The 24,407-nt window shown below is 42.9% G+C and carries 21 protein-coding genes; 13 read left to right on the top strand and 8 right to left on the bottom strand.

Translation table 11 applies throughout. The features are described 5' to 3' along the window. The first annotated feature begins 9 nt into the window (after positions 1–9). The 9 genes from F993_RS08420 (at position 10) to F993_RS08460 (ending at position 11,456) form a co-directional block, all read left to right on the top strand. Positions 10–495, top strand: coding sequence for an aromatic-ring-hydroxylating dioxygenase subunit beta (locus tag F993_RS08420; protein ID WP_004654855.1), 486 nt, complete (start codon positions 10–12; stop codon positions 493–495). A gap of 9 nt (positions 496–504) precedes the next feature. Then, on the top strand, positions 505–1,242 hold the full coding sequence (locus tag F993_RS08425) for an SDR family NAD(P)-dependent oxidoreductase (RefSeq protein WP_004654853.1): 738 nt from the start codon (positions 505–507) through the stop codon (positions 1,240–1,242). A gap of 34 nt (positions 1,243–1,276) precedes the next feature. Then, a complete protein-coding gene (locus tag F993_RS08430) occupies positions 1,277–2,230 on the top strand; it encodes a PDR/VanB family oxidoreductase (RefSeq protein WP_004654852.1) in 954 nt (317 codons plus the stop codon). 62 nt (positions 2,231–2,292) lie between these two features. Then, entirely contained in the window at positions 2,293–3,252 is a 960-nt protein-coding gene (locus F993_RS08435; RefSeq protein WP_171066057.1) for a p-hydroxyphenylacetate 3-hydroxylase reductase component, read from the top strand. A gap of 198 nt (positions 3,253–3,450) precedes the next feature. After that, entirely contained in the window at positions 3,451–4,368 is a 918-nt protein-coding gene (feaR, locus tag F993_RS08440; RefSeq protein ID WP_004654848.1) for a transcriptional regulator FeaR, read from the top strand. A 204-nt stretch (positions 4,369–4,572) separates the two neighbouring features. Next, a complete protein-coding gene (tynA, locus tag F993_RS08445) occupies positions 4,573–6,888 on the top strand; it encodes a primary-amine oxidase (protein ID WP_171066056.1) in 2,316 nt (771 codons plus the stop codon). An 83-nt stretch (positions 6,889–6,971) separates the two neighbouring features. After that, entirely contained in the window at positions 6,972–8,249 is a 1,278-nt protein-coding gene (locus F993_RS08450; RefSeq protein ID WP_004654843.1) for a hypothetical protein, read from the top strand. Positions 8,250–8,305: 56 nt separating this feature from the next. Beyond that, positions 8,306–9,907 (top strand): GMC family oxidoreductase, encoded by a 1,602-nt coding sequence (locus F993_RS08455; protein WP_004654841.1) that lies wholly within the window; start codon positions 8,306–8,308, stop codon positions 9,905–9,907. Positions 9,908–9,971: 64 nt separating this feature from the next. Further along, complete coding sequence (locus tag F993_RS08460) at positions 9,972–11,456, top strand: aldehyde dehydrogenase family protein (protein WP_004654840.1); 1,485 nt, start codon at positions 9,972–9,974, stop codon at positions 11,454–11,456. A 62-nt stretch (positions 11,457–11,518) separates the two neighbouring features. Here the strand turns inward: F993_RS08460 and pcaD are convergent, their stop codons facing one another. From pcaD to F993_RS08495, 7 genes are all read right to left on the bottom strand, one after another. After that, the gene (gene pcaD / locus F993_RS08465) at positions 11,519–12,298 is read right to left on the bottom strand and encodes a 3-oxoadipate enol-lactonase (protein WP_004654838.1); all 780 of its coding nucleotides are present in this window, start codon (positions 12,296–12,298) and stop codon (positions 11,519–11,521) included. 10 nt (positions 12,299–12,308) lie between these two features. Beyond that, complete coding sequence (gene pcaF, locus F993_RS08470; RefSeq protein ID WP_004654836.1) at positions 12,309–13,523, bottom strand: 3-oxoadipyl-CoA thiolase; 1,215 nt, start codon at positions 13,521–13,523, stop codon at positions 12,309–12,311. A gap of 470 nt (positions 13,524–13,993) precedes the next feature. Beyond that, positions 13,994–14,647 (bottom strand): 3-oxoacid CoA-transferase subunit B, encoded by a 654-nt coding sequence (locus F993_RS08475; RefSeq protein ID WP_004654833.1) that lies wholly within the window; start codon positions 14,645–14,647, stop codon positions 13,994–13,996. Then, complete coding sequence (locus F993_RS08480) at positions 14,647–15,333, bottom strand: 3-oxoacid CoA-transferase subunit A (protein ID WP_004654832.1); 687 nt, start codon at positions 15,331–15,333, stop codon at positions 14,647–14,649. Before F993_RS08480 ends, F993_RS08475 begins: the two co-directional genes overlap by 1 nt. A 119-nt stretch (positions 15,334–15,452) precedes the next feature. Then, positions 15,453–16,373, bottom strand: a complete 921-nt coding sequence (gene catA, locus F993_RS08485; protein ID WP_004654830.1) for a catechol 1,2-dioxygenase — start codon at positions 16,371–16,373, stop codon at positions 15,453–15,455. 102 nt (positions 16,374–16,475) lie between these two features. Further along, positions 16,476–16,766 (bottom strand): muconolactone Delta-isomerase, encoded by a 291-nt coding sequence (gene catC / locus F993_RS08490; protein WP_004654828.1) that lies wholly within the window; start codon positions 16,764–16,766, stop codon positions 16,476–16,478. Between the two features lie 14 nt (positions 16,767–16,780). Then, complete coding sequence (locus F993_RS08495; protein WP_004654827.1) at positions 16,781–17,890, bottom strand: muconate/chloromuconate family cycloisomerase; 1,110 nt, start codon at positions 17,888–17,890, stop codon at positions 16,781–16,783. A 104-nt stretch (positions 17,891–17,994) separates the two neighbouring features. On the opposite strand from F993_RS08495, the gene catM reads away from it, so the two are divergent. The 4 genes from catM to F993_RS20530 all read left to right on the top strand — a co-directional run bounded on the left by catM (position 17,995) and on the right by F993_RS20530 (position 23,608). Further along, the gene (catM, locus tag F993_RS08500; RefSeq protein ID WP_004654826.1) at positions 17,995–18,912 is read left to right on the top strand and encodes a cis,cis-muconate-binding transcription regulator CatM; all 918 of its coding nucleotides are present in this window, start codon (positions 17,995–17,997) and stop codon (positions 18,910–18,912) included. 291 nt (positions 18,913–19,203) lie between these two features. Next, positions 19,204–20,469: an OprD family outer membrane porin gene (locus F993_RS08505; protein ID WP_004654824.1), complete on the top strand. Its 1,266-nt coding sequence runs from the start codon at positions 19,204–19,206 to the stop codon at positions 20,467–20,469. A gap of 346 nt (positions 20,470–20,815) precedes the next feature. Continuing rightward, complete coding sequence (locus F993_RS08510) at positions 20,816–23,281, top strand: acyl-CoA dehydrogenase (RefSeq protein WP_004654822.1); 2,466 nt, start codon at positions 20,816–20,818, stop codon at positions 23,279–23,281. A gap of 216 nt (positions 23,282–23,497) precedes the next feature. After that, a complete protein-coding gene (locus F993_RS20530; protein WP_005151495.1) occupies positions 23,498–23,608 on the top strand; it encodes a hypothetical protein in 111 nt (36 codons plus the stop codon). An 85-nt stretch (positions 23,609–23,693) separates the two neighbouring features. Here F993_RS20530 and F993_RS08515 read toward each other — a convergent pair whose 3' ends face one another. After that, positions 23,694–24,389, bottom strand: coding sequence for an alpha/beta hydrolase (locus F993_RS08515; RefSeq protein ID WP_004654821.1), 696 nt, complete (start codon positions 24,387–24,389; stop codon positions 23,694–23,696). Positions 24,390–24,407: the final 18 nt, after the last annotated feature.

The following is a 24,407-nucleotide window of genomic DNA, read 5'->3' as shown; positions in this document are numbered from 1 at the left end:
GAGAGCGCCATGAAAATCGATCTAAATTTACTCAATGAAGTGACCGCTTTTATCTGGGCAGAAGCCGATATGCTGGACCATTCTGAACATGATACTTGGCTGGACCTGTGGAATGAAAAAGGCGTCTATATCATCCCGATTGATCCGAAACTGACCGATTATGAAAATAATCTGAACTATGCCTATGACGATCATCACATGCGTAAATTACGCGTTGCTCGTTTGGAAAATGGTGAGGCAATTTCAGCTTCGCCAAAAGCAAATACGGTACGTAGTGTGTCACGTGTTCGTATTCTCAAACATGAAGATGGTGAAATCATTTTGCGTTGCGCACAAAACTTGCGTGAGTTTCGCAAAGAAAATCTCAAACATTATACCGCTGACGTGACTTTTCATCTGGTTCGTGATGCAGAACAAGGTTTTAAGATCAACCGCAAAATTATCAATTTAGTGAACTCGACCGATAGCTTGGCGGGTATCAGCTACATTCTCTAGGAGCAAAAAATGAAACAGGTTGTTTTAGTCACAGGTGCCGCTTCAGGTTTAGGGAATGTCATTGCCGAATATTTTGCAGCGCAAGGGCATCAGGTAATCCTGTCTGCCAGTACCTTGGAGAAGGCTGAACAGGCCAAGGCACGCAGTCCGCATGCAGAGAATCTGTTCCCGTTGAAACTGGATATCTCGGTTGAAGCCGATTTTCATGCCGCCGTACAGTGGATTCAGCAAAAATTCTCGAAGCTGGATGTGTTAATCAACAATGCCACCATGACCAAGGCAACGCCTGTTTTAGACATTAGCGCGGCGGATTTTGACATGATCACGCAAGTGAATCAGCGTGGCACGTTCCAGTCTTGCCAGATCATTGGCAAATATATGGCAGCGCAAGGTTATGGTCGTATCGTCAATATGGCGTCTTTGGCTGGACAAAATGGTGGGACTGCGACGGGTGCACATTATGCCTCTACTAAAGGCGCAATCATTACCCTGACCAAAATCTTTGCCAAAGAGTTTGCCGCCAAAGGGGTGACCGTGAATGCAATTGCCCCTGGACCGATGGAATCACCGATTGTGCATAGCGTGGTCTCTGACGAGAAAATGGCGCAGTTTATTCAAAATATCCCCGTTAAAGCTTTGGGCAGCATGGAATTTATTGCCGAAACCTGTGCGCTATTGGCCAGTCCAAGTGCAGCCTTTGTCACTGGGGCGACATGGGATATTAACGGTGGATTATTTATGCGTTAAGCCTTGGGCAAGATGCATATCAGGGAGAGAAATCATGACGATACTGTATAACGTGGTGGTAAAAAACCGTCATGTCGAAGGTGGGAATGTTGCAGTCATGGAATTTGAATCTGCAAATTCGACCGTATTACCCAAAATTGAAGCGGGTGCACATATTGATGTGCATCTCCCGAATGGCATGGTGCGTCAGTACTCATTGTGTCAAAACCCGAATGATGTCGGTAAGTTTCGACTTGGGATTTTGCGTGATCCAGAATCACGTGGTGGTTCGGTGTCGGCCTTTGATGATTTAAAAGATGGTATGCAGATTCAGGTCAGTGAACCGAAGAACCTGTTTCCTTTAGTGAAATCCAAACATGCTGTGCTGGTGGGTGGCGGTATTGGGATTACCCCACTGATTACCATGGCCTATCAATTGGCACAGGAAGGCAGTTCTTTTGAACTGCATTACTGCGGCGCAAGTCCAGAGCGCTGTGCTTTTGTCGATGAAATTAAACATGGCATCTTGGCGCCTTTCACGACCTTTCATTTTAAATCGGAAGGGGCGAGTCACCGAGAGTTTTTCCAATCCGCTATTCAAGACATTGATCAAGACAGCCATATCTACACCTGTGGACCAAACGGCTTTATGGACTGGGTCATCAATTTAGCCCTGACACAAAACTTTCCTGAACAGCAGATTCATAAGGAATATTTTCAGGTTGAAGTTGAAACAGGTGGTGATGCATTTGAAGTGGTGGCACAGCAAAGTGGCAAGATCATTATGGTCAATGCCGAAGAAACCATTTTGCAGGCCTTGGCACGAGAAGGCATTGAGATTGAAATGTCATGTGAACAAGGCGTTTGCGGGACCTGTATGTGCGATGTGATCGAAGGCGAACCTGATCATCGCGACGTGTATTTTACCGATGAAGAAAAGGCCAGTAATGAGCAGATTTTGGTGTGCTGTTCACGTTCCAAGTCTGCGCGGTTGGTGCTTGATATTTAATTGATTCGAGCAGCAGGCCAGTCTGGTGATTGGCCTCAATAGGATAAAAGATTCAGGAGAGAATAATGAATTCACTAAAATCAATGGATGAAATCACAATAGATCCAATGCAGTTCAGACGTGCTTTGGGCAATTTTGCCACGGGTGTCACCATTGTGACTGCGCAGAATGCTCAAGGCGAAAAGGTGGGTGTCACCGCCAATAGCTTTAATTCAGTGTCGCTAGATCCACCCTTGATTTTATGGAGCATTGATAAGAACTCATCCAGTTTTCCTGTATTTGAGCAAGCGACTCATTTTGCTGTGAATATTTTATCGGGCTCACAGATTGAGTTATCCAATAAATTTTCACGCCGTAATATCGATAAGTATGACGGCACCAGTTATCAGACGGGTTCGGGTCAAGCACCCATTTTAGACCATTGTTCTGCGGTGTTTGAATGTGAACGCCATGAGATTATTGAAGGTGGAGATCACTGGATTATTATTGGTAAAGTGGTACGTTTTCGTGATGAAGGACGTAGTCCGCTGGTGTATCACCAAGGGGCTTATTCGGGCGTGATTCCACATCCGTTATTGCAGTTAAAAGACACCGTTGAAGCTGAAGATATTGGTGAAATGCATCAAGGGCATTTATATAGCAATGTCTGTTATTTGATGAGTCGGGCTTTTAAATTCTATCAAACTGATTATATTCCCAAGCAGCTAGTGACAGGATTCCGCACCAGTGAAGCACGTTTATTATTGGTACTGGGCAGTGGTACTGCGTCGAATAAAGCAGATTTGCCGCGTGATATTGCCATGCCGATGCGTGAAGTGGAGCAGGCAGCGACCATTCTGAAAAAAGATGGTTTACTGATTGAGAGTGATGGCTTTTTCAAACTCACCGAAAAAGGTAAGAAAACTGCGCATTATCTATTTGATATCGCCGATAGCCATCAAAATGAGGTGTTTGAAAAATATTCTGATGAGCAAAAGGAGACCTTTATCACCATGCTGAGAGACTTTGCTGGTGTAGCATAAGCGGAGTGAAGCTGATAAATTGAGTTCCATTTATCAGCTTTGGACCGAGCTGATTCTAATCAAAAAAGAATTCCAAGGATGAGGAATTTTTGGCACACAATTTGTTTATTGATCAAACAGGATTGCATACAAGCCAAAACAGAGCACCAGCGCTAAACAACAACCTTTAGCAATTGTGCAGCACAGGGGAGCGAAGGGATGAACCAATATGTGAGTGATGCACTGTTAACCTGGACGCATCATATCAAGAATGTGTGCGGCAATTTTGAAACAGATTTTGATGGGACACGGAATTTATTTATTGGTGAAGTGCAATGTTTTTTACTGGGTGATACCGAGATTGCCTTTATTAAAAATAATGCCAATAAAATTGTCCGAAAGGCGGATGAAATTGATCGAGTCAATAATCGTTTCTGTTTTTTGATTTTGCAGAATTCGGGCAAGATGTTGCTGCAATATAAAAATGAAACTTTGACCTTAAATGAGGGTGATATTGTCTTGGTCGATCCCGTCGAAACCATTTCGATGTTTCCACAAGGTTTAGTCAGTCAAATTTCAGTGCATCTGTCGCGGGAAAAGTTGCTAAAAGAGCATATTAGTTCTGAATATTTTGGTAAGTTAATCACCCAAAATATGAGTGGTTTTCTGCTTAAGAATATTCTGAAAAATATGTCGCCTGAAAATATCAAACTCTGGTATGCATCGGAAGACGGTAATGCCTTTGAAGATGCGTTGATTGCCTTAATCAAACCGACCATTAATTATAAAAACATCAATAATAATCAGAATCATCTTTTGGAAAAAGCCGAGCGCTATATTATTGAAAATCTGACAAAACCCGATCTTTCCCCTAAATTGATTGCCGCACATATCGGGGTGTCGTTACGGCATCTATATCGATTATTTGTGCAAGAAAATTTATCGATTAATAAATACATACAGATCAAACGACTCGAGAAGGTTAAAACAGATCTGCTGGATAAAAGAAACAAGCAGAGTTCGATCACTCAAATCGCGCTGAAATGGGGCTTTTGGGATGGTGCTCATTTTTCAAAGATCTTCAAAAAAACCTATGGCATCTCTCCGAAAGAATTTAGAGAAACGATGTTGGCTTAAACATTTTAGATGTCATTTTTAGACAAGTTCCGCGTCATTCTTGGACAAGCTAGACCCATGCAACTGTGTTGAAATTAAACCAATAAGGGAAGATTAAAGCGCTTCAATCGACTTGAAATATGACGTTGATTTTAGCTGCTGCACACAGAGCAAAGAGCATTTTAACGATCTGATACAGATCGCTCAGGGATAGATGAAAAAAGGATCAACGTGATGCGTAAACAACGATTATTGAAAGAGATACAAAAAATACTGGCACTTAACTTATCCATCGCTGCTGGCTTGTGGGGTGTTCATACTACCGCTTATGCGCATGGTGAGGCTGCCGAATTGGTACCCCTGTATCAAAACATGAGTGAGCAGGGTGCCAAAGTCGTCAAAGATGATTTCACCAATAGCTATACCATTTCCAAAGGTTCTATTGTGGTCAGAGCCAAACCCAATTCAGATCAGGTCTTGGTGAATGGAAAACCCTTAAAGCTGAGTGTTCCAGTATTAATTAAAGAAGGTAAACCTGTTATTGGGAAAGACTTTTTCAATGAGGTGTTTCAGTCGGGTTTAGATCAAACTTTTAAAGTTGAAAATACCTTTCATCCGCTCAATAGCCTCAATACAGATGAAATCAAAAAGACTTTTGATGTGATTAACCGCTCAAAATATGCCTATAAAAATATGCGTTTTGCCGAGTTGAAGCTGAAAGAGCCAGAAAAGGCCAAAGTCTGGGATTTCTTTATCAACCATAAAGAATATAAAGATGATCGGGTGGCATCGTTCATTTTATTGAAAGGCAATCAGGCGATCGAAGGTGAAGTGAACCTGAATAAGCAACAGGTTAGCAAATGGAATGTATTGAAAGATACGCATGGCATGGTGTTACTGGATAACTTCGAGACCGTACAGCGTGTGATTGAGGCCAGCAAAGAATATCAGGACGCTTTGCGTAAACGTGGCATCACCGATGTGAAGAAAGTGATTACTAATCCATTAACGGTGGGCTATTTTGGTGGCAAAGATGGCTTGGATAAACAGCTAAATGTTTTAAAAGTGGTGTCTTATCTGGATACGGGCGACGGTAACTATTGGGCGCACCCGATTGAAAATCTGGTCGCTGTGGTGGATCTGGATAAAGAAAAAATTATTAAAATCGAAGAAGGGGCGATGATTCCTGTTCCAATGGTAGACCGTCCTTATGCCACCAAGAATACCCAGCCACCAAAAATCAAACCGCTGAATATTAGTGAACCTGAAGGCAAGAACTTTACCATTACAGGACAAACCGTACATTGGGGTAATTGGTGTTTCCATGTCGCGCTCGACTCACGTGTCGGCCTGCAACTTTCAACGGTCACCTATAAGGATAAAGGGGTAAAACGCAAGGTCATGTATGAAGGGAACTTGGGCGGTATGGTAGTTCCGTATGGTGACCCAGATATGGGCTGGTACTTCAAATCTTATCTGGATTCTGGCGAGTATGGCATGGGAACACTCACATCAGCCATTCAACTTGGAACTGATGCACCAGAAAATGCGGTGTTACTGGATGCGGTCATTGCCGACTATAAGGGCCAGCCGCAGATTATTCCCAATGCCATTGCCATTTTTGAACGATATGCAGGACCTGAGTATAAACATCAAGAAATTTTTGGTGATCAGGATGCCAGTGAAGCGCGTCGTGAACTTGTCGTGCGCTGGATTAGTACTGTTGGAAATTATGATTACATGTTTGACTGGGTATTTGCCCAAAATGGCGTGATTGGCATTAATGCGGGTGCGACAGGAATTGAAGCGGTGAAAGGCGTTAAATCACGCACCATGCATGACAGTACCGCTAAAGAAGACACCAAATATGGCACTTTGATTGACCATAATATTGTCGGAACCACGCATCAACACATCTATAACTTCCGCTTAGATCTGGATGTCGATGGAGAAAATAATAGCTTTATGCATATGGACCCTGTGGTGAAGGCCAATGATCGAGGTGGTGTTCGTACCAGTTCGATGCAAATTGACAGTAAAGTGATTAGCAATGAGCAAAATGCGGCTGAAAAATTTGATCCATCCACTATTCGTTTACTCACCAATTTCAATAAGGAAAATAAACTAGGCAATCCTGTTTCTTACCAATTGATTCCGTTTGCGGGCGGAACTCACCCAGTAGCGAAGGGGGCCAATTTTGCCCCAGATGAATGGCTATTTAAACGCCTTAACTTTATGGATAAACAAATTTGGGTGACGCAGTACAATCCAGATGAACGCTATCCAGAAGGGAAATATTCGAATCGTTCAACCCATGATACGGGTTTAGGTCAATTTATTCAGAACAATGAAAATATTGAGAATAAAGACCTTGTGGTGTGGATGACCACAGGAACGACCCATGTGGCACGTGCTGAAGAATGGCCAATCATGCCGACAGAATGGGTTTATACCTTGATCAAACCTTGGAATTTCTTCGACAACACCCCGACGTTGAATTTGGGTGATGAACAGGACCATACCCAGCACGAGCATCACTAACAACGCAGATCAAGTTATATGGGTAATCTACGATTACCCAAAATTGAGCGCTGAGTAGTTCGCTGACAAAAAAGGAATTTTGTATGAAAACTTTACTTTCTCAAGTCGTGAGAGGGACGTTGTTTGTCTCATGTTTTTCAACCGCATATGCAGGTGAGTTTGAAATTAAACCGATTTTTGAAGCTACTTTTGGTGCTTTTAGCAGTGCTAAAGGCTATAGCGGTGAAAACATCGAGGACCAGCGGATCAATTGGCAAGAAGGGCATCTTAAATATGGCGCCAAAGGGCAGCAAACATTTCAAAACCATCAGCTCTATGCCAGTTTAAGTGGGATCAGCTCAGCGACATGGGGAGATGGTGATGCTGGTCAAAATAGTAATGGTCAAGAACGTAAAACTGACGTGAATGAATGGGTCATTGGCTTTAAAGATGGTACCCATAAAGATGAATTGACGACTTACAATTTCAGTATTGGTCGGCAAAATATCATGATCGGTGATGGATTTTTCATTGCGGGTGATGCATTAAATCTGGGTAAAGTACCTGCGGATGGGGCACTGGATCGAGGAGGGGCCTATTATCTGGCAGCACGACGCAGCTTCGATTTTAGCAGTCTGCTGCAATATAAACCGCAACAAGATACAACGCTAAAACTGGCATATTTAAAGTCGAATAACAAAGCACAATTTTCATCAGAACTGTTTGTGACTGATCTGATCTATCAACTCAAAGATAAAGGCATCGGTTTTACTTATTTAAATGTTTTGGACCTTGAAGATGCAGAACACATTTCAGGACGTCAGGACCTTAAGAATTATGCCTTACGCTTGAATTATCAAGTCTTGCCTGAACTGCAACTGAAGTCTGAATGGGTAGTTCAGGATAAACAGGACAGCACGGAAAATGCAGGCTATCTGGGGCTGAATTATAACTTCTTATCTACAAAATATACGCCGTCACTAGGTTATCGTTTCAGCCATTTTTCCGATCAGTATGACCCCATGTTTTACGGCAATACGGTTGGATTTGGAACATGGTTTCAGGGTGAAGTCGCCGGAAACTACGCGGGACCCTTCAATAAAAATGCCGATATTCATCAAGTCTCTTACATGATGAATTTAAAAGAAAATTTTATGCTGGGTGCTTTGGCTTATAAGTTTCAAACCGTAAATAAGTCTTTAGGCAATGTCGATGGGCATGAGCTGGATGTGTTTTCAGTTTGGTTAGTCAATAACAATTTCACCGTTATTCCGCTGATCGGACTGTATCAGCCAAAGCATGATATCCGCAGTGGTGGCACGCAAAATTATGATGACAAAACCAACCTGTATGCACAGTTGATTCTGCAATACATCTATTAAAACAGCTTGTGTTATCGCTGGTAAAACCCAGAGAAATGAATTGAGGATGAGATCAGATGGATAAACGATATGACTATATCATTGTTGGGGCTGGTTCAGCAGGCTGTGTGGTTGCAGCACGTTTATTACAAGCCAATGCAGGACGAGTACTGGTTCTAGAAGCGGGGACGAAAGATAGCAGTCTGTTTCATACCATTCCTGCGACAGTGATCAAAGTCTTTCAACAGAAATCGTGGCCGTATATGACGGTTCCACAACAACACTGTAATCACCGTGAAATGATCCTTGCACAAGGCAAAGTCTTGGGCGGTGGCAGTTCAGTCAATGGTATGGTGTACTGCCGTGGACAGCGTCAGGATTATGATTTATGGGCATCGGAATGGGGATGCAGCAATTGGTCTTACCAAGATGTGCTGCCATTCTTTAAAAAAGCAGAAAAAAATGAAAGCCTTGCTGGCGAATATCATGGACAGGATGGCATTTTACCTGTCAGTGAAAATCGCTATCGTCATCCTTTAACCCTTGCTTGTATTAAAGCAGGTCAGCAAATGGGGATGAACTATGTCAATGATATCAATGGTTGGGACCAGGCCGGTGTTGGGTTTTATCAGACGACAACACAAAAGGGTGAAAGAGCCAGTACCTCAAAAACCTATTTAAAATCAGTTGAGCATCATCCAGATCTCACCGTCATTACCGATGCACTGGTGCATAAAATTGAAACTCAAGGTAATCAAGCAACAGGCGTGACATTCAGCATCGCTGGCAAACCAACCGTGACGGTTGCTGCAGGTCGAGAAGTGATTGTGAGTGCAGGTGCAATTGGTAGCCCAAAAGTTTTATTACTTTCAGGGATTGGTCCAAAACAGCATCTAGATGAACTTGGAATCAAATGCGTTCGTGATTTACCTGTGGGTGAAAATTTTCACGACCATTTGCATACGTCGGTCAATGCAACAGTAACGACTCAAAACAGTTTACTTGGGGAAGATCAGGGCTTAAAAGCGGTGCGGCATTTTTTACAATGGCGTTTTACCCGCTCAGGCCTATTGACCTCAAATATTTTAGAGGGTGGTGGGTTTATCGATACCAATCACAACGGTCGACCAGATGTACAGTTTCATTTTTTACCCGTGCTGGATAATTTTGATAATACCCCTGGTGAAAAAGGCACGGCACAAGCACATGGGCTGACCATTAAAGTTGGTCATATACAGCCAAAAGCTCGAGGAACTTTACGATTAAGCAGTAAAGACCCGAATGCATTACCGATTATTGATCCCAACTATTTAGGTCATCAAGAGGATATTGATGCCAATATTCGTGCGGTGCAGGCTGGACTACGTTTATTACAGCAACCCGCTTTAAAAGCGATTGTAAAAGAGGTCATTGAACCTGCAAATCTCGATCCTGACAATATTGAAGCCATTGATACATGGATGCGGCAGAACATTAAAACGGTTTATCACCCAGCGGGCAGCTGCAAAATGGGCAATTCGGCAAAAGATTCAGTCACAGACCAGACGCTTAAAGTCCATGGTTTCCAAAATTTACGTGTGATTGATTGTTCCATTTGCCCGCAAGTTCCAAGCGGAAATACCAACGCCATTGCGATCATGATTGGTGAACGTGGTGCCGATTTTATTCTCAATCACTGAACTGAATATGGATTGGGTAAGGCCTAAATCAGCAATCTTTCCAAATAGAACAGAGGACAATAAGATGAGTGAAGTACAAATTTTAGCGAGCGTTGAAACTTTTTTACAGCGCCAACATGGTCATTTTATTCATGGCCAACATTTAGAGGTAGACCGTCGTCGAATTGAATTGATTAATCCTGCAACGGAACAGGTTGTTTCAAGTATTGCAGTTGGTAATCAACAGGATGTGGATGCAGCAGTGCATAGTGCCCATGATGCTTTTCTAAATGCGTGGGCCAATACATCGCCCTACGAACGTGGGCAAAAACTGAATAAATTAGCCGATTTGGTCGAGCTGCATGCTGAGGAATTAGCTCAACTTGAAACACTCACCACGGGTAAACTGATTCATCTGGCTCGACATCTGGAAGTCGCACAAACTGCTGTATTTTTAAGATACTTTGCAGGATGGGCCACTAAAATCCATGGTCAAACCATGCAACCCTCTCTTCCATCCATGAATGGCGAAAAATATACTGCCTATAGCATACGTCAACCTGTTGGCGTGGTGGCCGGGATTGTGCCATGGAATTTTTCTTTAATGATCGGATGTTGGAAGATTGGTTCGGCTTTGACTACAGGTTGCACTATTGTACTGAAACCGAGTGAATTTACGACCCTGTCATTATTACGTTTGGCTGAACTTGCAATTGAAGCGGGGATTCCCGCAGGTGTAATCAATGTGGTAACGGGAACAGGGGAAACAGGTCAATATTTAATAAATGCCAATCATATTAAAAAAGTCTCGTTTACGGGTTCGGTTCCTACAGGCATTGCGATTGGTCAACAAGCGATGAAGAATGATCTTACTCGGGTCAGTCTGGAGCTAGGTGGAAAAAATGCCGCAGCCATTTTAGCGGATGCCAATCTGGATGAAATCCTACCAACCTTGTTACAGGCAACCTTCGTCCATCAGGGGCAGGTCTGTGCAGCACCAGAGCGTTTCTTTGTGCATCAGTCCAAATATGATGAGTTTGTAGAAAAGGTAACAGGAGCAATTCAACAGATAAAAATTGGTTCACCTTTAGATGAATCTAGCATGTTTGGACCACTTTCCAATCAACCACACTTTGAAAAGGTCAAGCATTATCTCGATATTGCCAATCAAAATGATCAAGTGATTTGTGGTGGTCAAGTCATTCAGGGAACGGGTTATTTTGTTGAACCAACGCTACTCAAAGTGCAGGGGATTGATGATCCCTTATTTATTGAGGAAACCTTTGGTCCAGTGGTGGATGTTATTCCATTTGAAAGTGATGACGAACTCATTCGGATGATGAATCACTCTCGTTTTGGTTTGACAGCCAGTATTTGGACCAATGATCTTGCTAAAGCATTGCGGCTGATCCCGCAAATTGAAGCAGGCTCAGTTTGGGTCAATATGCATACCTTTCTTGATCCTTCTGTTCCTTTTGGCGGTGTCAAGGCATCAGGACTAGGTCGTGAATTTTCTGATGCATTTATCGAAGATTATACGGAGCTTAAATCAGTGATGATTCGATACTAACTTTATGAAGAACATAAAAAAATGGCCGTTTCAGGCCATTTTTTAATGATTGACTTTATCAGCTAGTCAATCAAAAAGTCCTTTAAAATCTGATTGAAGCTTTCGGCTTGCTCAATATTTGAAATATGCGAAGCCTCTATTTCGACCAGTTTCGACTGTGGTATCTGTTGTTGCATAAATTGACCATCTGCCACTGTGGTGACAGGGTCTTGTGTTCCTGCAATCACCAAAACTGGAATATGGATGTCCTTGAGTTGATCACGGACATCCGCTTTAGCCAAAGCCTCACAACAATTGGCATAACCATTTGCGCTGCCAGCACTTAAGTCGTTACACAGATTATTGACGATTGCAGGATGACTTTGGATAAAGGGATCTGTAAACCAGCGTGAAGCTGCTGTGGTGGCGATTGGAACTAAACCTTGCTTTCGAACCAGTTGGGCACGATCCAGCCATGCTTGTTCCTGTCCAATTTTTGCAGCAGTACTACTCACAACCACCCGCAAAAAACGTTCTGGAGAATGGATCGCTAGCCATTGGCCAGTCAATCCACCCATGGAAATACCACAGAAATTAGCTTTTTCAATCTTTAAATGATCAAGTAGGCGAATCACATCTTCACCGAGTTGTTGCAGGGTATATGGGCCTGTTGGTGTTGAAGATGAACCATGACCGCGTGTGTCATAACAAATCACATAAAAGCGTTCTTTAAAATAATTGAACTGCTTTTGCCACATGCCATAGTTGGTGCCTAAAGAGTTAGAAAACACCAGTGCAGGTGAGTTCGGATTTCCAAAGGTTTGATAATTAATTTGAGCATCGGCGGATTGAAAAGTGGGCATGAGGTCTTCCTTAATTTTGTTCGATACGTTCAATAATCAATGCAATGCCCTGACCAACACCGATACACATCGAACACAGGGCGTACTGACCTTTGATCTGTTCAAGTTGATTCAAGGCTGTTGTCACCAGACGCGCACCAGAGGCACCTAAGGGATGACCCAAGGCAATTGCACCGCCATTCGGATTAACCCGTGCATCATCATCTGCCAAGCCTAAATCACGGGTCACAGCCAAAGCCTGTGCTGCAAAAGCTTCATTCAATTCAATCACATCCATTTGTTCTAGCGTGAGATTGGCCTGTTTCAGCAGTTTCTTGATTGCAGGCGCAGGTGCAAAGCCCATAATCCGTGGTTCAACCCCAACTGTGGTGGCTGCAATGATTTTGGCGCGTGGCTTGAGTTGGTATTTTTCCACGGCTTCGTCCGACGCAATCAACACCGCAGCTGCGCCGTCATTAATTCCAGAAGCGTTACCTGCTGTCACTGTGCCTTCGGCTTTGACCACACCTTTGAGTTTGGTTAAGACTTCCAAAGTGGTTGATGCACGTGGATGCTCATCACGATCCACCACAAGTGCATCACCTTTACGCTGTGGAATGCTAACGGGCACGATTTCATTGGCAAAGAAGCCATTCGCTTGTGCGGTTGCAGTACGTTGTTGGCTGTTAAGTGCAAACTGGTCCTGATCGGCACGGTTAATATTGAACTGTTCCGCCACGTTTTCCGCGGTTTGCGGCATGCTGTCCACGCCATACATTTCTTTCAGCTTAGGATTGATGAAACGCCAGCCCATGGTGGTGTCTTCAATCTTTTGGCTACGGCCAAAGGCGCTGTCGGATTTACCCATCACATAGGGCGCACGGCTCATGCTTTCTACGCCACCTGCAATAATCAAATCAGCTTCATTAGCTTTAATGGCACGTGCTGCTATCGCAATCGCATCCAGTGATGAACCACACAAACGGTTCACTGTGGTGGCTGGCACTTGATAAGGTAAGCCTGCTAATAGTGCTGACATACGTCCCACATTACGGTTGTCTTCACCCGCTTGGTTGGCACAGCCATAGATCACATCATCTACCTGTTGCCAATCCACAGTTGGGTTACGTTGCATCAAGGCCTGAATCGGAATGGCTCCCAAGTCATCAGCACGTACAGGTGCAAGACCGCCTGCATAACGACCAAATGGGGTGCGGATGGCATCGATGATATAAGCGTTTTTCATAGTCTTACATTTCCATTTCTAAATCTGTTGTGAGCACTGCCATATCGTTAAAGTCTTTTTGAGCATTTATCGATAGTTGATTGTCATTACTCCGTTATGAGTGAACACGACGGAGTCTTATCGTCTTAAATCAAATGCCAGTAGCTCATTCTTGTCACTTTTTTAAAAAAGTGACCAAAAACCTTTGTTACTCAGACACAACTTCCTTGTTGTGCTGAGTAACGGGGCGACATCCTTGTCGCCAATCACGATAGCAACTCTCAATTTATATTCGACTATGGGAAAATCTCGATCTGAGACTTTCCCATAAGCATTTCGCGGCGGCGGCATGGATGCCGCCCGTTGGACTGTGGTATATGGATATACCATCAGTCCAACAAAGATTTTTGTTACTTTTCATCTTTGAAAAGTAATATCTCGCCTATACAAAAAGTTTTTGAGCATGACCATAATTTGTGGCAGTGCTGGTTTTATGGATCAGTCGCATCAATCAGTTTTGCACCCGTCAACGCCTGCAACTCGTCAAAGCTCAAACCATCCACTTTCTCAATCACTTTTAAACCTTCAGCAGTCACATCAATCACACACAGGTCGGTATAAATACGATCGACACATTTCAAGCCTGTTGCTGGATATGAAAGAGTTTCAACAATCTTCGGCTCACCTTGCTTGGTGTTGTGATCGGTGGTGATAAACACTTTCTTGGCACCGACAGCGAGATCCATGGCACCGCCTACCGCAGGAATGGCATCTGCTGCACCGGTATGCCAGTTGGCGAGATCACCATTGGCTGCGACTTGGAAAGCACCCAATACTGCGATATCTAAATGCCCACCACGCATCATGGCAAAAGAATCACCATGATGGAAAAAGCTACCACCTGTCAGCATGGTCACATATTCTTTACCTGCATTGATCAACTCAGGATCTTCTTCACCTTTGGCAGGCGGTGGACCGAATGCCAACAAGCCATTTTCAGAATGCAGAAATACATCTTTATCGGCAGGAAGATAATTGGAAATCTTGGTGGGCAGGCCAATGCCTAAATTGACATAAGCGCCATCGGGAATATCTTGCGCCACACGTTCAGCAATCTGATCACGGCTTAGTTTTTGATAGCTCATTATTCTGCTCCTGTGCCATTGGCTGCATCAACAGCGACCACATGCTGTACAAAAATCCCAGGGGTAATGATATGTTCAGGATCAAGCTGACCGAGTTCGACCAGTTCAGAGACTTGAGCAATGGTAATATCCGCGGCCATCGCCATGATCGGGCCGAAGTTACGTGCAGATTTGTTATAGACCAGATTGCCCCAACGGTCGCCTTGATGAGCTTTGATTAAGGCAAAGTCAGCTTTGATGGGGTACTCAAGTACATAGTCTTTACCCTCGATATGACGGGTTTCTTTGCCTTCCGCCAATAAGGTACCAAAGCCTGTTGGTGTAAAGACTGCACCGAGGCCCATGCCTGCGGCTTGAATACGGCAGGCCAGATTACCTTGTGGGACCAATTCCAGTTCGATCTTGCCCGCACGGTACAGTTCATCGAACACCCATGAATCAGACTGACGAGGGAAGGAACAGATGATTTTACGTACCGCACTTGTTTTAAGCAGTTTGGCCAAGCCATAATCGCCATTGCCTGCATTATTATTGACGATGACAAGGTCTTTAATACCAAGTTCGATCAATCCATCAATCAGTTCAGCGGGTTGTCCTGCGGTGCCAAAGCCACCAATCATGATGGTTGCGCCATCCTTGATCTGTGACAGTGCCTCAGTCAATGTGAGCGTACTTTTATCAATCATAAGGCCAACCTTTTATCCATGTTTTCAAATTTCTATACATACGAATTGCTGTATAAGCGGGTATGCATAGAAATTTAAAAACTGTGAGCTAAGGTCTAGCTCACAGTAAATTTGTGGTGTTAAGCACCGACACGACGACGGTCAACTTCAGTGCTTGGCGCACCTGTTTTTTCTGCCACTAATTCAACATTAAAGGTAATGTGTTTGAATGGCTTATTCACACCACGACGAGCAAGTTCAGCTTCATCAGTCACATCAACAGCAGTTGCGACCAATCCCTCACGTGTTGCAAATGCAAAGTCATCCCACAGGTATTGATCACCTTCAATATTGAACTGCGTGGTTAATTTGCGATAACCCGGTGCAGAAACAAAATAATGCACATGAGAAGGGCGGTTACCATGACGGCCGAGCAAGTTCAGCACTGCTTGAGTAGTCCCTTCAGGTGGGCAGCCATAGCCCACAGGCATGGTGGTTTGTGCCACATAGTGACCATTCGCATCAGATAAAATGGTACGGCGTAAGTTAAAGTCAGATTGTGACTTATCAAAGAACGAATAGTTACCGAGGCTGTTGGCATGCCAAACTTCGACTTTAGCACCTTCGATAAGATTACCTTCAGGATCAGTGACAGTTCCTTCGATGAATAAGGTATCGACTTTGTCCGATTCAGAACCATCATCCATACGAGCAAAACCGACAGATTCTGGGGCACCAGCCACATACAGTGGACCTTCAATGGTACGTGGTGTACCACCCGTTATACCTGCTTTGGCATCAGCTTCATCAGCACGTAAATCTAGATAATGTTCAAGACCTAAACCTGCCGCCAATAAGCCGAGTTCATTGGCTTGGCCTGCATCGGTAAAGTATTCCAAACCTTTCCACAGTTCGCTTTGCGAGATGTCTAAATCTTCAATCGCCTGAAAAAGATCACCGAGCAGACGAACTACGATTTGTTGTACACGTGGATTGACTTCACCTGTCGCGGTATCCACATTCATTTTTTTAACCAGTGCATCGATTTCTTGACGGTTCATACATAATCTCCTGAAGTATGATAGTTTTTAGTGGCTCGCGAACTTGCTGTTTTGCTGCTTGCTTGGCTTGCCACATTCCTTGTTCAAATTCTGTTGTGATCTTTAGCTGTCGTCTTCGCGGATAGCTGATGGGTGACGATTCATCGCCATCACTTCAATATTCATGTAGGGATACAATGGCAGACCCTGTAAAATATTGTGCAGTTCTTCATTACTGTCGACATCAAAGATACTGATGTTTGAATATTGTCCAGTGATGCGCCAGATATGACGCCATTTGCCTTGACGCTGTAAATCTTGTGAATAGGCCTTTTCAACAGCTTTAATTTGATTGGCTTGTTCAACTGGCATATCGAGCGGGATATTTACATCCATTCGTACATGAAAAAGCATGGCAACTCCTTGAATTATTGACGACGTAAGTTGTCGATTTTGTCTTCATCCAGTTCAATACCGAGACCTGGGCCAGTTGGAATTTTGAGTTCAAAATTGCCATATTGAAGCGGTGTTTTTAAAATTTCTTCCGTGAGCAACAGTGGACCAAACAGTTCCGTGCCTGCGGCTAAATTGCTAAAAGTAGAGAAGGCATGTGCAGAAGCAATGGTGCCAACTGGACCTTCCAACATGGTGCCACCGTAAAGATCGATCCCTGCCAGATTGGCAATTTTCCCGACTTCACAGGCTTCAATCAGACCACCAGATTGGGCAATTTTCACTGCAAATACTGAGGCGGCATTGCTTTTTGCCAGCTGGTAAGCACTTTGTGGACCAGTTAAAGATTCATCCGCCATAATGGCAATATCAAATTTACGGGTCAGACGTTGCATGGCATCAATATTGTGAATCGCACACGGTTGCTCGATCAGATCGACTCCACCATCTTGAAGCATTTGAATCCCTTTAATCGCATTCAACTCAGACCATGCACGGTTAACGTCAACACGAATCGAAACCTCTGCGCCCAATGCTTGTTTAATCGCCAGTACATGTTCAACATCCTGCTCAACTGGGCGGGAGCCAATCTTGAGCTTGAACACATTGTGGCGTTTTAACGCAACCATTTTTTCTGCTTCAGCAATGTCTTTTTCAGTATCGCCAGAGGCTAATACCCAAAGTACAGGGACACTATCACGTAGGCGTCCACCTAAAACTTCACTGAGCGGTAAACCTAAACGTTGTGCCTGAATATCCAGTAGTGCAGTTTGAATGGCGCATTTGGCAAAACGGTTCCCATTGATGCTATGTTGAATGGTCTGAAGTGTCTGAGCCACATTAAAACTGTCCAAAGTTTTTAACAATGGCGAAAAGTAATGCTCGATATTGGTTTTGACACTTTCAGGACTTTCATCTCCATAACCCAAGCCACCAATGGTCGTTGCTTCACCCCAACCAATCAAACCATCCTCTGTTGTCACTTTAATGAGGACTAAGGTTTGGGTTTGCATGGTTGCAACCGCCATCTTATGCGGGCGGATAGTTGGGATCTCGACAAGTAGGGTTTCTATGGATTTATACATCTTGGGTATTTCTTTCGTCCTGAGCTATTTACATACCCTAAATTAATGTAATATTTAGAACTAGGCTGAATTTGGTATTTTTAGATACTTAAAAGGTATATTAAATGGAATTAAGACATCTTCGTTATTTCGTGACGGTGGTAGAAGAACAGAGCATTACCAAAGCTGCAGAAAAGTTATGCATTGCACAACCGCCGTTAAGCCGTCAGATCCAAAAGCTGGAAGAGGAACTTGGAATCCTGTTGTTTGAACGTGGTTCGCGACCTGTAAAAACCACAGAGGCGGGGCAGTTCTTTTATCAACATGCAGTGCAGATTTTGACCCATACTGCTCAAGCGGCTTCCATGGCAAAACGCATTAGCACAGTGAATAAGATTGTGCGTATTGGCTATGTCAGTTCATTGCTCTATGCTTTATTACCGCAAGTGATTTATTTATTCCGTCAAAATCATCCTGATATTCAGGTGGAGTTGATTGAACATGGCACTAAAGATCAGATCGAAGCGTTAAAGCTGGGTAAAATCGATCTAGGCTTTGGACGTTTAAGAATTAGTGATCCTGCAATTAAACGGATTTTATTGCGCAAAGAAAAACTCAAATTAGCCATTCATAAAAACCATCATTTAACTCGCTTTATCGATCAGGGGATTTATCTGTCCCAGATTATTGATGAACCTATTTTTTCTTATCCCGCGACCCAAAAACCGAATTTTTCCACCTTAATTCAATCGATTTTTACCGACTTGGGTTTGGTGCCTAAAGATATGGTCGAGGTACGTGAAATTCATATGGCGCTTGGTTTGGTGTCATCAGGTGAGGGGATTTGCCTGATTCCAGAAAGTGCCAGTGATATTGGCATGAAAAATCTGGTGTATATCCCCATTCTGGATTTGGAGGCCTATACTCCGATTTCATTGGCGGTGCGTAATATGGATCAGAGTCCATATCTACCGCAGATTTTAGAATGCATTAAGCAAGTATTTGAAGAAGAAGGCATTCCGATCCAACTAGAGGGTGATTAAGCCACTCTAGGCACCAAGTTTATTTATCAGCGGTCATCATGATCGCTTTTATTAATTGTGATGAAAATGACCTAAAACTAGACTTAAAAGGTATAACTATATACTTCATTATCTATGGAAAATTACATTAATAATTCAAATAATAAGGTATGGCCAATATTTACTCAAATATATCTTTCTGAATTTATGTCAGTTTTAAAGGTATCGGCAAGTATGGTCTCAGTTGTGAGAACGGTCTTAACTCTCAGCGTGAATGAATAAGAATTTCAAATACTCAGGAAAGGATTTCCCATGTTAAAACCAGATACGCTGTATAAAGCACAGCGCGTAGCACTGTACACACTCTTTGGCTGTCTAAATATCAATGTGGCTTATGCAGATTTTTTTGAAGACAGTGAAAAAAGCATTTACCTGCGTAATTTTTATTTAGAACGCGATTTTGAAAACACCAATAAAGATCTGGGCAGTTGGTCTCAGGCGATGACAGGACGTTTTGAATCTGGCTATACCGATACACCGATTCAAGTTGGTTTGGATTTGGGGTTTCAATATGCATTGCGTTTAACCGATCGCTATGACGAACGTCTGGATACCGTATTTAAATACGATCAGCACGAAGGTCGGCAGGAGCGTGATTATTTAAAATTAGGCGCGACTTTAAAATTTAAATATCACAATACTGAACTGAAAGTCGGTGAGCTTTTCCCAAAAACACCGGTACTGTTTATTGATGATTCTCGGCAATTGGTCACCACTTATGCAGGTGTAATGCTAGAAAGTAAAGACATCAAAAACTTAAAAGTGTCAGCAGGGCGATTTACCCATGTGAATGCTCGAGATGATGATGAGTATCGAAAATTTACCTTAGGCAACTCGACAGACCCAAACAAAAGAAGTGACGGGCTGAATTTTCTGGGTCTCGATTATAATTTTACTCCTCAGTTGACGGGTTCTTATTGGTTTGGGCAGCTTGAAGATATTTATCAACAACAATATTTGAGTGCGGCCTTTACGGAAACGGTCAACAAAAGCAAGCTTAAAGTGGACGCCCGCTACTTTAACTATAAAGAAGATGGTGATGCTTATTTCGGCGATATTGATGTCCAGTCTATCGGTCTACAAGCCAGTGTGCAAAATGGACCACATACTATTTTGACCGGTCTGCAAAAGCATATGGGTGAGGACAATATTCCCTTATTGAATGGTTATGTGCCACAAGCCTATTTACAGAGTTGGTCTGCAATTGCTTTCTACAAAGCCAAAGAGTTCACTTGGCATGTTTTATATAGTTATGACTTTAAAGAGCAGGGTATCCCTGGGCTAAAACTGACTTTACGTTATTTAAATGGCAGTGAAATCTATCGGGAAGGCTTTAAGGATAATAAAGAAACCGAGAAGAATGTGATCGTCAATTACACCGTACCAGAAGGTAAACTGAAAGGTTTGGGCTTTGAATGGCGACATATCCGAGCTGATATTAAATATGGTGCAGGCAATAACCCCGGCACAGATTTTGTCGAAAATCGAATCATGACGACGTATACACATAAGTTTTAATTGTCGACTCACTACAAGAATTGAACAGCCCATCTTATTCAAATTCTCGAATAAGATGGTTTTCTAATCAGAATCCTTAAATATAAAAAAAACTTTCATTATTTTTAGATTTATCGTGTGAATAATCACAATTTCTTTGTTCAGTAATATTGCGGAGGCAAGAAATTAAGTTTCGGTGTCATCTGAATGACTTTGTGTAAATTTTAGTAGTTAATCAAGCAAATAGCGCTTTGATATGTAGAATAAAAAATAGCCATTTTGTTTATTAAAGAATGACGTTAAATCAAAAATTAATTTAGATATTTCTTATTTCATCTTCATCCCAATCTGAGATAACGGAGCAAATATGATTGTATTATTGATATTGCTTGGCCTATTGATTCAGTTAGTTGTGGTATGGGCTGTTTTTTATTTCGAAGCCAATCGAACGGTTGGCTGTCTTATTTCCATAGTCACCGCCATCCTCTGTAGTGTGTTGATTACACCATGGAGTCTGTTACTGGGCGTGCCGATCATCCTTGCCAGTATTGTTATTCTAATCAAACCTTTACGCGATGCATTGATTAGCAGACCTGCGTTTAAGTTACTTTCCAATGCCATGCCAAGCATGAGTATCACCGAAAGAGAAGCTTTAGAAGCGGGGACCAGTTGGTGGGAAAAAGAACTGTTTATGGGCGCACCGGATTGGCAAAAGTTTGATCAATATCCTTATCCAACCTTATCAACAGAAGAACAGGCATTTTTAGATCATGAAGTACAACAGCTCTGTTCAATGTTAGATGAATGGCAGATTCATCATCAAGAAAAAGATTTGCCGCCAGAGGTCTGGCAATTTATCAAAGACAAAGGCTTCTTAGGTCTGATTATTCCAAAATCATTTGGCGGTAAACAATTTACGCCGTTTGCGCAAAGTCGAATCATGAGCAAGATTGCGTCTCGTTCCTTAACTGCTGCCGTCAGTTGTATGGTGCCGAACTCGCTTGGGCCAGGTGAGTTACTGCTGCACTATGGGACCGAAGAGCAAAAACAACGCTATTTACCCGGATTGGCAAAAGGGACAGAAGTACCTTGTTTTGGTTTGACCAGTCCAGAAGCAGGTTCAGATGCAGGTGCGATTCCTGATACTGGTGTGGTCTGCTATGGACAATACCAAGGCCAAGAGGTACTGGGTTTAAAAATGAACTTCTCCAAGCGCTGGATTACCCTTGCACCGATCGCCACCGTGATTGGTTTGGCGTTTAAGTTATACGATCCAGACGGTTTGCTGGGAGATAAAAACAAAGTGGAATATGGCATTACTTGTGCCTTGATTCCAGCTGATCATGAGGGGATCCATATTGGACCTCGCCATAATCCGGGTGCGCCGTTTATGAATGGTACGGTGGAGGGCAGCGATGTCTTTATTCCGCTAGATTGGATTATTGGCGGGCAGAAAAATGCAGGTAAAGGTTGGCGTATGCTGATGGAATGTCTCGGTGTGGGGCGTGGTATTTCATTACCCGCTTTGGCTACTGCGGCAGGGGAAATGAGCTATCTGTTGGTGGGTGCATTTGCCAGTGTCCGTCAACAATTCAAAATTTCGGTTGGGCATTTTGAAGGCGTACAAGAGGCGACCAGTGATATCGCTAGCGATGCCTATATGTTGGAATCATTCCGTTATTTGGTGACCTGTGGTTTAAACCAAGGCGGAACGCCAGCAGTGATGACCGCCATGGCCAAATACTATGCCACCGAAACCATGCGCAAAGTTGTGAATCATGGCATGGACGTGGTTGGTGGGCGAGCGATTCAATTAGGTCCACGTAACTTCCTTGCACTGACTTATCAATCTATTCCTGTGGCAATTACGGTAGAAGGGGCCAATATTCTGACTCGTTCATTGATGATTTTCGGTCAAGGTTCAATGCGCTGCCATCCTTATTTGTTTGAAGAACTGCAACTGTTGCAATCGGAAGATAAGACTGCAGCTTTTAAGGAATTTTCACCATTATTGTTTAAACATTTAGCCTATACCTTCAATCGTGCAGCCAAAGCGCTTGCATACTCGATTACAGGTGGTTCAGATGATGGCTCTCAACAAGCCGATGATTTTTCAAAAAGCTATTACAGTAAGATCAACCGTTTTAGCGCTGATTTTGCATTAACGGCAGATATGGCGCTTGGGATTTTGGCGGGTGATTTAAAACGTAAAGAAATGCTGTCTGGTCGGTTGGCTGATATCCATGCGAATTTATTTATCGCTACGGCAATTTTGAAATACTATGAGCATGGTCAAAGAACCGAGGCTGAACAGAAACATGCAGAATTAGCCCTCAATAAAGCCTTGTATCAAGTACAAGAAGCATTCTTTACTTTCTATGATAACTTCCCGATGAAACTTGCTGCCTGCATGGTGAAATTGATCTGTTTTCCATTTGGACGTCCAATTGCAGCACCATCGGATCAGTTGAAACAAGAGGTGGCGCAATTGATGATGCAAGAACATGCGTTCCGAGATCAGTTAAAACAGCACGTCTATTACACTACTAATAGCAACGATGTGATGGGGCGTATGGAATCGACCTTCCAAAGCCTATTACAGTTACAACCGTTGTGGAATAAGTTTAAAAAGGCAGAATCGAAAGATCAGTTTAGTGGTCTCACTTTCGAGGAGCATATTGCCAATGCGATTGAAATTGGATTTATCACTGCAGCAGAAGCCGAGTCACTTTCGCAATACAACGCCAAACGTTATGACAGTATGCTGACGGATATCTTTGATGCGCATTTAGACAAGGAACTGCCATTGGATAATCCGCATCTTAAAACTTGATCATTTTTAGCATATTAAAATAAGATAGAGCAGCCCTGAATAGATTGATGATCATGCTGTGATGCATGTAGCAATTATATTTGGGGTTGTTTTCATAACAGTTTCTGTTTTTTGCAGCGATCTGTTATATTTTTTTTGGAAAATTCTGTGTCTTTTTTTATTCTGTATCTTATTGCACTATAACTACATGAATTGAGCAAAGCCAAAGGTGCTGATATGAGTTTTTTGAAAAAAAAGAATAATGCCAGTTTTGTATTCTTCATTATTACTTTGTATGCATTTCTTGGATTCGGTCTAGGCTACATTATCTGGGAATACTTACTATAAACTGAGTCTTCTTGGTTTTGTCGAAGTTGAGTGGAATGAAAAGAGGATATAGGGAATCAAATTATTCCCTATATCACAGTCTGCTTTACTTACTCAGAAATGACACAGCTTCAGTAATTAAGGCAGTCACTTCTTTTGGCTGTGATGCCAATGAAGCATGGCTGGCGTTTAAGGAGATCACTTTTTTGGCGTTTAAACGATCAGACATGACAGCTTGGTTTTCTGGACTGATCATTCGGTCCTGTGTTGAGATTTGATACCAAGAGGGTTTGGTTTTCCACGCTGGGTTGCTAATGTTATCGCCAAAAGTACTGGCTAAAGGTGCTTTTTGAGTGACACCCATGGCAAAACCTTCATCTTGAGTGAGATCCTGACAGAAACTTTCGTGAAATTTATCGACTTTTAACCAGAGATAACCATCACTATCAGGTTCTAGATTCGGTGCGGCAACAGGTAAATGTTGTTGGGTAATTACCCCTGGGCTTTCATTACTGTCTGGTGCAAAGGCGGCAATATAAACCAAACCCACAACATTCGGATGATTCCCTGCTTCGGTAATCACTGCGCCGCCGTAAGAATGACCGACTAACAGCACATCCCCATCAGCTTGGGCAATCATTTTTTGAGTTCGTTCAACGTCATCTGCCAGTGAGGTTAATGGAAGTTCCACGGCACGCAAGGTCTTATAACCTTGATGGGACAATTCATTGATCACTTTGGTCCAATGGGCTGCACCGCCCCAAAAACCGTGTACGAGAATAATGGTCGGTTGAGTACTCATATTTATCTCCTAGCTGAA

The sequence above is a fragment of the Acinetobacter proteolyticus genome (assembly GCF_000367945.1).
In the GTDB taxonomy this organism is placed as follows: Bacteria; Pseudomonadota; Gammaproteobacteria; order Pseudomonadales; family Moraxellaceae; genus Acinetobacter; species Acinetobacter proteolyticus.
The sequence above is the reverse complement of the archived record's forward strand: the minus strand, read 5'-3'. Positions and strand labels throughout refer to the sequence as shown.